Annotated in this window: 10 protein-coding genes and 3 pseudogenes; 7 read left to right on the top strand and 6 right to left on the bottom strand. The window is 37.6% G+C overall.

The window, feature by feature from the left end; genetic code table 11:
- Nucleotides 1-79: 79 nt before the first annotated feature.
- Nucleotides 80-223, bottom strand: a pseudogene (locus M5121_RS16030) (hypothetical protein); the annotation flags it as partial.
- Between the two features lie 302 nt (nucleotides 224-525).
- Here M5121_RS16030 and pheA point away from each other — a divergent pair.
- The 4 genes and pseudogenes from pheA (at nucleotide 526) to M5121_RS14870 (ending at nucleotide 6,104) form a co-directional block, all read left to right on the top strand.
- A complete protein-coding gene (gene pheA, locus M5121_RS14885) occupies nucleotides 526-1,635 on the top strand; it encodes a prephenate dehydratase (RefSeq protein WP_087546952.1) in 1,110 nt (369 codons plus the stop codon).
- 107 nt (nucleotides 1,636-1,742) lie between these two features.
- On the top strand, nucleotides 1,743-3,992 hold the full coding sequence (locus M5121_RS14880) for a bifunctional prephenate dehydrogenase/3-phosphoshikimate 1-carboxyvinyltransferase (protein WP_249571607.1): 2,250 nt from the start codon (nucleotides 1,743-1,745) through the stop codon (nucleotides 3,990-3,992).
- A 280-nt stretch (nucleotides 3,993-4,272) separates the two neighbouring features.
- A pseudogene (locus tag M5121_RS14875) lies at nucleotides 4,273-4,542 on the top strand (hypothetical protein).
- A gap of 101 nt (nucleotides 4,543-4,643) precedes the next feature.
- Entirely contained in the window at nucleotides 4,644-6,104 is a 1,461-nt protein-coding gene (locus M5121_RS14870) for an aminoacyl-histidine dipeptidase (RefSeq protein WP_249571606.1), read from the top strand.
- A gap of 169 nt (nucleotides 6,105-6,273) precedes the next feature.
- On the opposite strand, the pseudogene M5121_RS14865 reads toward M5121_RS14870, so the two are convergent.
- From M5121_RS14865 to M5121_RS14855, 3 genes and pseudogenes are all read right to left on the bottom strand, one after another.
- A pseudogene (locus tag M5121_RS14865) lies at nucleotides 6,274-6,578 on the bottom strand (DUF2157 domain-containing protein); the annotation flags it as partial.
- A 125-nt stretch (nucleotides 6,579-6,703) separates the two neighbouring features.
- Nucleotides 6,704-7,135 (bottom strand): hypothetical protein, encoded by a 432-nt coding sequence (locus tag M5121_RS14860; protein ID WP_249571605.1) that lies wholly within the window; start codon nucleotides 7,133-7,135, stop codon nucleotides 6,704-6,706.
- A gap of 28 nt (nucleotides 7,136-7,163) precedes the next feature.
- On the bottom strand, nucleotides 7,164-7,793 hold the full coding sequence (locus M5121_RS14855; protein ID WP_249571604.1) for an alpha/beta hydrolase: 630 nt from the start codon (nucleotides 7,791-7,793) through the stop codon (nucleotides 7,164-7,166).
- Between the two features lie 124 nt (nucleotides 7,794-7,917).
- On the opposite strand from M5121_RS14855, the gene yaaA reads away from it, so the two are divergent.
- Genes yaaA through M5121_RS14840 form a run of 3 tightly spaced genes read left to right on the top strand, consistent with a single transcriptional unit; the run spans nucleotide 7,918 to nucleotide 9,612 of the window.
- Nucleotides 7,918-8,700: a peroxide stress protein YaaA gene (gene yaaA, locus M5121_RS14850; protein WP_249571603.1), complete on the top strand. Its 783-nt coding sequence runs from the start codon at nucleotides 7,918-7,920 to the stop codon at nucleotides 8,698-8,700.
- Nucleotides 8,701-8,721: 21 nt separating this feature from the next.
- Nucleotides 8,722-8,985, top strand: coding sequence for a hypothetical protein (locus M5121_RS14845; RefSeq protein WP_005159814.1), 264 nt, complete (start codon nucleotides 8,722-8,724; stop codon nucleotides 8,983-8,985).
- 9 nt (nucleotides 8,986-8,994) lie between these two features.
- Nucleotides 8,995-9,612 carry an HD domain-containing protein gene (locus tag M5121_RS14840; RefSeq protein ID WP_249571602.1) on the top strand — a complete coding sequence of 206 codons (618 nt, stop codon included), beginning with the start codon at nucleotides 8,995-8,997 and terminating at the stop codon, nucleotides 9,610-9,612.
- A gap of 48 nt (nucleotides 9,613-9,660) precedes the next feature.
- On the opposite strand, the gene M5121_RS14835 is transcribed toward M5121_RS14840, so the two are convergent.
- Nucleotides 9,661-9,972 (bottom strand): ArsR/SmtB family transcription factor, encoded by a 312-nt coding sequence (locus tag M5121_RS14835; protein ID WP_005159825.1) that lies wholly within the window; start codon nucleotides 9,970-9,972, stop codon nucleotides 9,661-9,663.
- 482 nt (nucleotides 9,973-10,454) lie between these two features.
- Complete coding sequence (locus M5121_RS14830) at nucleotides 10,455-11,024, bottom strand: TetR/AcrR family transcriptional regulator (protein WP_087535863.1); 570 nt, start codon at nucleotides 11,022-11,024, stop codon at nucleotides 10,455-10,457.
- Nucleotides 11,025-11,546 lie beyond the last annotated feature (522 nt).

Here is an 11,546-nt window from a genome sequence, read left to right as displayed (position 1 = left end):
TGTTTCTTGCTCATGGTAAACTCCTAATGAGTATGTATAGTTTACCAAGTTAAACCCTCCTGTTTTTTAAGCACACATCAGTTATTCCTCTGATTTGAGTTGTTGTCGTTGTAACATAATAGGGTGAAGAATCTTTATTACATCCTGTTGGATTATAGCAGCCTATGCATCCTGTTAGACTTGTGGCGATTACGCTAATCAGTAAAGGTGTTTTTATATTCATTATCATGGATGGCATCAATTTTTATTTATTACAGATTTTATCAAACTTGATTGAATTTTGTCTGTTGTGATTGAATAAAGCGGAATCTGATGCTTGATGAATAATTTTAAAAACAAAGGTCGGGATTGTAATGATTTGCGAAAAACCATTTATAAAAATACGCAAGGGCTTTGACCTAAGCAAAAAGAGTTAAATCTTCACGTGTTTAAAGCGTTAAAGTCTTGTTATACTAGCTTCGCATAACAGTTCATAGATGAATTGTAACCCATTTATATAGATGATTTTGCTGAGGCTGCATTCCAATGGTAAACGATGGACAAAACACATCGAATTCACTTAATTTAGAACAAATTCGTAACGATATTGATAGTGTTGATCAACAAATCCAAGAGTTACTTAATCGCCGTGCAACGCTTGCAGAAGCGGTAGCCAAAGCGAAGTTTGCATCCGAAGAAAATCCGCTGTTTTATCGTCCAGAACGTGAAGCTCAGGTGTTACGTAAAGTCATGGAGCGTAACCAAGGTCCTTTATCTGATGCAACCATGGCGCGTTTGTTCCGTGAAATTATGTCAGCATGTTTGGCACTTGAAGCACCACAAAGTATTGCATTCCTTGGGCCTGAAGGCACTTATACCCACTCGGCTGTGTTAAAGCATTTTGGTAAAGATGCCGTTGTACGTCCATTGCCAACGATTGATGAAGTGTTCCGTGAAGTTGAAGCTGGTGGTGCGCATTATGGTGTTGTTCCAGTTGAGAATTCATCAGAAGGTATCGTAAACCACACTTTAGATTGCTTTAAATCATCTACTTTAAATGTGATTGGTGAAGTAGAACTTCGCATTCATCATCAATTTCTCGTATCTGAAAATACTCGTAAAGACAGCATCAAACAGATTTATGCACATCAACAAACCCTTGCTCAATGTCGCAAATGGTTAGATGCGCATTATCCAGGTGTAGAGCGTGTAGCGCTTAATTCAAATGCGGAAGCTGCTCGCCGTATTCGTAATGAGTGGCATTCTGCCGCTATTGCTTCAGATATTGCTGCAAGTATGTATAACTTAGAGATATTACATAGCAACATTGAAGATAACCCTGAAAATACGACACGTTTCCTTGTGATTGGTCGCGAGAAAATTCCACAAAGTGGTAATGATAAAACGTCTTTACTGATCTCTGCACATGATCGTGCGGGTGCTTTATTGGAAATCCTTGCGCCATTTGCTAAACATAAAATTAGTTTGACTAGTATTGAAACTCGTCCAGCGCTTCCTGAGAAATGGGCTTATGTTTTCTTCATTGATTTGGAAGGGCATATTGATCAAGAAAATGTAGCTGCAGCATTAGATGAAATTCGACCTAATGTAAAAGAATTGCGAGTATTGGGTTCATATCCTATCGCTGTTTTATAGTTCAATTTATTTTAAATCCGTTCCAGTCTCCCTCTTTAAAGGGAGATACTTTCCGATCTTTTTTTAAAGAGAGGTTAGAGAGATTTTCAGATAGGCAAAAATGTTTTATGTCTCAACCATTATTTAAGAAAGTTGCATTTATTGGGCTTGGGCTGATAGGGTCGAGTCTTGCTCGTGTGATTGTGGCAGAACAGCTTGCTGGTCAAATTGTTGCGTCAACACGCTCAAAAAAAACATTAGAAGATGCCAAAACACTAGGGCTTATTCAATACGGTTATGCAACACCTGAAGAAGCTGTTCAAGATGCAGATTTAATTGTTTTAGCTTTACCTGTCAGAGCGACGCAAAAAGTACTTGAACAGATCAAACCTTATCTAACTGAAAATGTCATTATCACAGATGTTGGTAGCACTAAAGGTAATGTGGTTGAAGCTGCTAAAGCTGTCTTTGGTGAAAATTTACCTATAGGTTTTGTACCTGGACATCCAATTGCAGGTGCAGAACATACAGGTGTGCATGCGGGTAAAGTTGATTTATTTGCCAATCATAAAGTGATTTTGACGCCACTACCGACTAGTGCAGATTGGGCTGTTGAGAAGTTGATTCAACTATGGTCTGCTGCAAAAGCAGAAGTTATATGCATGGATGTGAAGAAGCATGATGAAGTGCTTGCACATACAAGCCACTTACCACATTTGATGGCATTTAATTTAGTTGAGCAGCTTGCAAACCGTGAAGATAATTTAGATATTTTTCGCTATGCTGCAGGTGGTTTTCGTGATTTCTCACGTATCGCAGCAAGCGATCCTCAGATGTGGCATGACATTTTCTTTGCCAATAAAACTGCAATCTTGAATGCTGTAGAGGGTTTTGAACAGCAGTTATCAGTTTTGAAGAAACTGATTGAACAAGAAGATTCACAAGCATTGATGGGTTTGCTTGGCCATGCGCAAGCTGCACGCCAACACTTTAATCATATGTTAGCCAAAAAACCTTTGATGGAGAAAAACAAGGTGACACAGCAATTTACCATTTTGCCCGGAAAGAAAACATTTACAGGTAAATTCACCGTACCAGGTGATAAGTCTGTGTCACATCGCTCTATCATGTTTGGTGCGATTGCAGAAGGCACAACTCATGTAACAGGTTTCTTGGAAGGCGAAGATGCTTTAGCAACTCTCCAAGCTTTTCGTGATATGGGAGTGAGTATCGAAGGTCCAAAGAATGGTGAAGTGACGATTCATGGCGTTGGAATGCAAGGTCTAAAAGCACCTGCTGGTGCTTTATACATGGGTAATTCAGGCACAAGTATGCGCTTGTTGTCTGGAATGCTTTCTGCTCAAAAATTTGATTCTGTCATGACTGGTGATGCGTCATTGTCGAAACGTCCAATGGAGCGTATTGCTAAGCCACTTCGTGAAATGGGTGCACAAATCCAAACCACAGGTGAAAAAGGTACGCCACCAGTGAGTATCACGGGTAGTCAAGCCCTTAAAGGGATTCAATACGATTTACCAATGGCATCAGCTCAGGTGAAATCAGGAATTTTATTGGCAGGCTTATGGGCTGCTGGTGAAACTTCAGTGACGGAACCTGAACCGACCCGTGATCATACTGAACGTATGCTGCGTGCTTTCGGTTATGATGTGAAAACTGAAGGAAATAAAATCTCGCTTGTGGGTGGTGGTAAATTAGTTGGTACAGATATTCAAGTGCCTTCGGATATTTCATCTGCGGCATTCTTTATGGTGGGTGCGGCTATTACAGAAGGTGCAGATGTTGTCCTTGAAGCAGTGGGCATCAACCCAACCCGTACTGGCGTGATCGAAATTCTCAAGCAAATGGGCGCTGATCTGACTGTTGAGAATGAACGTATTGCAGGCGGTGAACCGATTGCAGATATTCATATCAAAGGTTCAAGAACATTGAAGGGCATTCATATGCCTGAAGATCAAGTACCTTTAGCAATTGATGAATTCCCAGCATTATTCATTGCTGCTGCATGTGCAGAAGGTCAAACCGTATTAACGGGTGCAGCTGAACTTCGTGTCAAAGAGTCTGACCGTATTCAAGTGATGGCAGATGGCTTGAAAATCATGGGCATTGATTGTACGCCAACAGAAGATGGTATTATCATTGAAGGTAAAGGCAAGTCAGGTGACTGGTCGGCAATCTTTGCTGGCGGTGAAATTGAATCTCACCATGACCATCGTATTGCCATGAGTTTCAGTATCGCAGGTTTACGTACTTCAGGTAACATCACGATTCATGGTACGGAAACGGTTGCAACTAGTTTTCCAACCTTTACTGAGCTAGCAAACTCAGCAGGTTTAGATTTACAAGTCGTAAATCAGTAAACGAATTGAGAAATGCAGCATTTAGAATAGCTAAATGCTGCATTTTTTATTTGTTTATACATAAAAATAAGTTGTTAGGTGCAAACATAAAACGTATAAATAATGAAAATGATGAGTTTGGCCATGTACATATCTAATTAGGTCTAAATTTATCAATTTAGTAAAATAAGTAAGACAATCGTCTAATCAATTAATGACAATTGTATATATAATCATTCTTACCGTACGAGTCGATTTTATGCTGCGATCCAGCTAAAAAAATAAAAATAGAGGGAATACCATGAAAACATTGCAATTTATAGCAGATTGCCCTAAACATGGGGTAATTATCATCCACCAAATGAATGCTATATCACGCAAGAATATGTTGCAGCGCTACTCTATAAACAATTAGAACATTATTCTCTGTGAAATCTCTGCCAATTCACAGCAAAAACAAGCTTGGTTTGAACGAATCGAAACGCAGAGTATTATCCGACAGTTGGCTCAAGCCGTAGAAAATAGCTTAAAAGCAGAGCATAGCTTTTCTCAATTTGTATGGAAAAGCTAAGACGATTTTGTCAATAAAATCTTAAATAAAGTGATTTAAGCATCGCCATTTAGGTGTATGGTGTATATTTGTTTAAACACTTTATTTGAGAGTATTGGTGCATGATACAGGTCGATTTTTCTAAATTATCTCCACAAGTAGTTTGGCGACATTTTGAGACCTTATGTACAATTCCTCGACCATCTAAACATGAACAACGGTTAAGACAGCATTTAAAAGATTGGGCAGAACAGCGCAATTTGGAAACCTATGTCGATAACATTGGTAACCTAATTATTCGAAAAGTGGCAACTACGGGTAAAGAACAGGCTGCTGGTGTGATTTTGCAAGGCCATCTGGATATGGTGACACAAGCCAATCGTGGTACCCAGCATGATTTTTTTAAAGATCCAATTCAACCAGTCTTAAAAGATGGTTGGCTGATTGCTGAAAATACCACGCTTGGTGCAGACAATGGCATTGGCGTTGCACTTGCAATGGCGGTATTAGAATCAAATGATATTGCTCATGGGCCGATTGAAGTCCTGTTGACCATTGATGAAGAAGCAGGAATGAGTGGTGCTCGTTTGCTTGAGTCAGGCGTGTTAACTGGACAGTGGCTTTTCAATATTGATACCGAAGAATGGGGTGAGCTGTATCTTGGCTGTGCAGGCAGTATTGACCTAGAAGTGGGACAGACACTTGAATATGAAACAGCACCAAGTGATTTAATCTTTGTAGATTTACTGGTATCAGCTTTGAAAGGTGGTCACTCTGGGGTTGATATTCATTTAGGTCGTGGGAATGCCAATGTCATTCTAGCCCATTTCCTCAATGATTATTTGGCATCATCCAATGGCCGACTGGTTGAGTTTGTCGGTGGATCGGCACGAAATGCCATCCCGCGTGAAGCTGTGGCAACCATTGCAATTAAAGCAGAGCAATTACCCGCGTTGGAAAATGCCGTTGCTGTGGCACAGACTGAATGGCAACAAAAGTTACAGAACATTGATGATCAGCTACAGATCAGCTTACAGCAAAATGCTAACCCGATAAATGAAGTTATAACATTGCAGCAACAGCAAGCTTGGTTGCAAGCATTGGCAAGTTGTCCATACGGGATTGCCCAGTGGAGTAGCGCTTTAGCTGATGTGGTTGAGACTTCGAATAATATTGGTGTGGTCAAATTGACCAAAGATGAAGCGAAAACCTTAATTATGGTTCGTTCGATGGTGAATCAAGAAGCAGTAGCATTTGCTCAAAAGATTCAACAGCACTTTGCCAGTTTTGAAATTCAATCTGAATTAACGCCTTTAGTATCAGGTTGGACACCGAATCCAGAATCGGCTGCATTAAAGTGCTTACAACAGGCTTATCAATCTGCATTTGATATTGAACCTAATCTAAAAGTCATTCATGCAGGTTTGGAGTGTGGCATTATTGCGGAACATTATCCTGATTTACAGATGGTGTCGTTTGGCCCTGATATTCAAGGGGCGCATGCACCAGGTGAGCGTGTGAAAATAGATACTGTAGATAAATGCTGGAAGTTACTGGTGACTGCACTGGAAAGTGTGAAGTAACGAATTAATCCTGAGATCAGACCGATCATCTTGTCTTGGTCTGATCAATCAGTGATAAATATTGAGTTGGTACATGTATTGTTAGCCAAACACCATGTTCTGCTTGATAAAACTCAAAGCCGTGTTTATACATTTGCGGTGTGTTAATTATGAATAGCACAGGCTTACCGTAGTGTTGGCCTACATCGGCTACCGCAACTGCAGCAAAAATCAGACAAGGGATGATTTTGGAGTCAATAAAGATTTTTTCGATCAGTTCCATTAAGAACTTATCGGCTGTCATTGCAGCAATCGCAATCACGGCGTAAATCATGAAAATCCAGAATGAGTATTTTGCCAAACGTTCCCAGTCAAAAGATCGAATCGAAGAACTTTGATTTAAATCATTGGCAACATCGGGCGTAATCGTGCCTTGTTGTTGCCAATATTCAATAGTTTGCTTTAAAAAAGTCCCTGTTTTTTATTTAATTTCATTATTAAAAAATCCGAATGCTCATTTTATCGATATTGATAAAGCAGAAATGGGGCGTTAGGAGTATTTCTTTTAGTAATCGAATGAATATTTTATTATATGTTTCAATGGTTAATATTTGATTTTGTTATTTGAAAGTGGGGATTTTTTGATCTTTTGTTGTCATCCAATAATTGCTTTCATGGTGGAAATCTGAATATGCATAAGGCAGCTCTTCAATAGTTAAACCATTAAGCATATTTTGATACCACTCAATATAGACAGAATTCTTATTTTTGCATTGGTTTAAAAACTCTTGATGTTGTTGAATAAATAGCTCAGTCAGTTCAGTAATATCTTGAGTGATTTCTGTTTTGCGGATATCTCTATTTTTTTGAATCCAGCTAGAAATAATAATGGTAGATGCATTTTTATGGCTATTCAAAAAAGAACATCTCCAATAACAACCAGAAGGAGATAGAGAGGGTCCAACATATAAAGATTCAAATCCTCGTTTGTGCAATTCATGTGCAATATAAAGTGTTTTTTTTAGATTGATGATGTAAAAATCCTTTTTCACTGTCAATGTCCTGTTTTTCTATTTAAGTCTACAGTTTTAAAAAGCGAGCAATCACTTGGCGTAACTGTTTTAGATAACCTGTAAAGAAATGGTTTGCACCTGGCAAAATCGTGATCGGATGTTTTTGTGGTTTTGCCCAAGCAATCATATCTGAAAGCAAGGTGATCTCATCTTGTTCGCCATGTACAAATAAGATATTGCCATCAATTGCTGGGGTTATGTAGTGGCGTAAGTCAATCACTGAGCCTGTTGGCAAGCCACATAACACTAATTGCTTCGGACGTAATTCTTCGCTGAGTTGTGCTTGGCATTTTGCCAGTACATGTGAACCAAAGCTAAAACCACCTGCATAGAAGGTTAAACCTACATGTTTTGCACGGGCATATTCAATCACTGCCATAATGTCATCTGTTTCACCATGACCTTGATCATGTGTACCTTCACTGCCAGCTAAGCCACGGAAGCTAGGACGGTAAACCACGCATCCCATCTCATTAAAAATCTGAGCCAGTAGTACAGGAACTTTATGATGCGGTGTACCACCTTGCAAAGGATGTGGATGGCAGACGACAGCAAAACCTGTGATTTCACCTTGGGGTTGATCTACAAAAATTTCAATTTGACCAACAGGACCTTGGATGAATACTTGCTCAGACATAAGATACGCAATGGATAATGGAAGAATCCACTATTTTACCGATAAAACTGAACGAGAACACGAATTGGCATTAAAAATTATCAACTGATATAGTTTCACCAAGATAAATTTATTCTGATTGATTATGCTTGCTTTAATTTCTCCAGCGAAAACACTAGATTATGAAACTACATTACCGACTGATACATATACTCAGCCTCGTTTGTTGGCGCAATCTCAACAATTAATTGATGTTTGTCGCAAGCTTTCTGCGAGTGAAATCGCATCATTGATGACGGTGAGTGAGAAAATAGCTAACTTAAATGTAGAGCGCTTTCGTGACTGGAATGCAGATTTTGATTTTTCTAATGCACGTCAGGCATTATTTGCATTTAAAGGTGATGTGTACACAGGCTTAGATGCTTATCACCTAAAAGACCGAGAGATTGATTTTGCCCAGCAGCATTTGCGTATGTTATCTGGTCTTTATGGCTTATTGCGTCCGTTGGATTTGATGATGCCATACCGTTTGGAAATGGGAACTAAACTAAAGAATAGCCGTGGTCATAATCTATATGAATTTTGGGGCAGTATTATCACCGATCAAATTAACCAGGATTTAGCTGAAATTGATGCAAAAGTGTTGGTAAATTTGGCCTCTGACGAATATTATAAATCTGTGAATGAAAAGAAAATTCAGGCAGAAATTATCAAGCCTGTATTCTTGGATCAGAAGAACGGAAAGTATAAAGTTATTAGTTTCTATGCGAAAAAAGCGCGTGGCCTGATGGCGAGATACTTGATTGAAAATAAATTAAGCCAAGTAGAACAATTAAAAGCATTTGATAGTGAAGGGTATTACTTTGATGCTGAAAGTTCATCGAATAAAGAATTGGTCTTTAAGCGAGATGAGCAACACGCAGCTTAGATTTACCTTGGGCAGGGTGGGATGTTAACCAAAGAGCATTTATTAAAACACGCGATATCGTCTGATCAAGTCCGGATTAAAGGGCAATTGACAGAACCGCGGAGTTATGGGGTATATGCGCTACCTTTAGATCGTGATGGAACCAGACGTTTTCGATTTGGTAATCACCCTGTACGCCAGCAAGAACTAAAACATGAGTTTGGCTCCTGTACCTTGTATCAGCTTTTTCTAGAACGTAAAGATGCTGAATTACTGGCAAAGTGGCTGAATAAAGAAATCCAATGAGGATGAGCAATGCCGCAGTATTCATCTACATTAGAAAAATCATGGTTTGAGCTGCATCAGCATTATCATTTTTCAGAGCCGCAGAAAGTTTTTAATAAGTTGATTGCTGCCTACAGTGAAAAGCAACGGGCTTATCATACGCTGCAACATTTATATGAGTGTTTGGCTTTGCTTGACTCGATTCGAGCTGATTTAAATGACGCGGATGCTGTAGCATTGGCGCTCTGGTTCCATGATGCAGTTTATGACCCACAAGCCAAAGACAATGAGCTAAAAAGTGCAGAGCTATTCGAGCAGTATTTGTCTCAAGATTTATCAATAGATATCGTTCAAAAGATTAAGCGATGGATTCTTGCAACCCAAAGGCATGAAGCAACGGATGAGCTAGATTTACAGTTTTTACTGGATATTGATTTAGCGATTCTAGCGGCTTCGTCAGAACGTTTTGCGGAGTATGAGCAGCAGATTCAACAGGAATATGCTTGGGTTGATCCAGATGTCTATTCGATTAAAAGAAAACAAGTTCTAGCGCATTTTTATCAGACTGAACCGCTGTATCAAACTAAATATTTTCAACAGAATTTTGAGCAAAGGGCGAAAGAGAACTTAAAATTTAACCTTTTTTAGAGAATCAAGAATTTCAATAATTCTCTAATAATCTTTCTTTAGTAAAATTCAGATATTAGGACAATAATTTTCATAAAGCGTTGTTAAAACAACCCGTAACTTAGGGTCACTAATTGAATAAAAGATTTGCTTTCCATCCCGACGTGTAGAAACTACATTACTTTTTCTTAACATCATAAGCTGTTGTGACAGGGTAGGTTGTAGGATATGAGTAGCTTCTTCAATTTGAGACACATTTAATTCTTGTTTGGCTAAATGACATAAAATAATTAAGCGATCTGTGTTTGCCAAAGACTTAAGTACATTGACAATAGAGCTTGCAGACTCTCTCATCACGTTGATCTCTATATCCTTTTGCATACTTTTCTCACTACATTCAAGCCGAACTTAGTATAAGGTGAGAAAAACATAAAAATGTATTAAAACTTGAAAAATACAATGGTTTTTTGTGAATATCTATATCAGTGAAACTTATATTTCTCATTAATAACGCTTAGACTTTAAAATTTGAGAGTTTAGATATTTTTAGCAATGTTAGAAATTGTTAAAATTTTATAAATAATAAAATTATGTAATTAATTTAATTAATAAATATAAAAATTTTTAAAATTTTATTTGTACTTTAAGGAAAAATGTATATAATAAAGAACAAGACAGAAAGATCTGTCTTAATAAGAAGGATCGGGATGTGCAATTTGTACGACCGCCAGAGGGTAATATTTTTATTATTCTTTTTCCAACTCAGACGCAAGCGTGAGCCACAATAATAACTATAAATCACGCTTTATTTTTTTATACTTTCAATTTCATATTATTTGTTTTAACTCAGCTTTCTGAGAATTTTAGGATGTTATTTGCTTTTCAAAATTAATTAAATGTTCTACGCGAGTCCAATACTCACTCATTTCAACAGAGTTTTTATTTACATGCGCTTGGATGGTGATTCCATCTAAAATACTTACGATTAATGTAGCTAAGTGTGTCGGGCTTCGAATATCTAAATGAGTCAGTAAGTTTTGGATCAAGGCCGTTAGCCATATTTTATATTGTGTCGCAGGTTCAAGAGTCGAAGGGTAAATTTTAATCACTTCTTCAAATGCTTTTTGGAACATACAGCCGTTAAAGTCTTCGCTTTGGAACCAGGCATTGTACCATTTGAATATCGATTCAATTTGCTCTAAATAATTTGATTGATCACATTGAGCTAATGTTTCATTCAATGAGATTTGAAGGTTAATATTACGTTGAAGTAAACATTCCTCAATAAGCTTTTCCTTCGATGGAAAATATTTATAGAATGTCATTTTTGCAACGCCTGACTCACTAATAATTCGATCAACCCCAATCGAATTGTAGCTATGCGAGTTAAAAAGTTTTAATGCTGTGTTAATAATATCTTCTTTTTTTGACATACAAGCCTCGCATTCGCTCTCTGCTAATATGAGCTGAGCATTATTTGCATTCCATCATGCAATTTTGGCACGAATTTTACATGGTATTAAATAAACATCATAGAAAAAAATAACATTATGTATTTAATTGATTCTTAAATTTACAGTTTATCCATTATTCTTTAGTTAAATATATGAATTAATTAAACTAATTTAAATAAAATGCAGTAATTATAAGGTGGTTTATAATTCTATAATATGAATTTAAACTAATTCACATTTATTTAAAATTATAGACTTCTTTCATAAATCAAAAAACGATCTTCTTCTTGGTTAATATTTGCATCCCAGATTTTTTAGCATTCATGCATAATCTGCAGATGAAATACATCGATTCAAACAAGCTTTCTGATCCTCAGTTCAAGCGATACACCGGCATCTCATAGTCAACCTTCTATTTAATGATGTGTGCTTAAAAAACAGGAGGGTTTAACTTGGTAAACTATACATACTCATTAGGAGTTTACCATGAGCAAGAAACAG

This window comes from Acinetobacter sp. ANC5681, assembly GCF_023488045.1.
In the GTDB taxonomy this organism is placed as follows: domain Bacteria; phylum Pseudomonadota; class Gammaproteobacteria; order Pseudomonadales; family Moraxellaceae; genus Acinetobacter.
The sequence above is the reverse complement of the archived record's forward strand: the minus strand, read 5'-3'. Positions and strand labels throughout refer to the sequence as shown.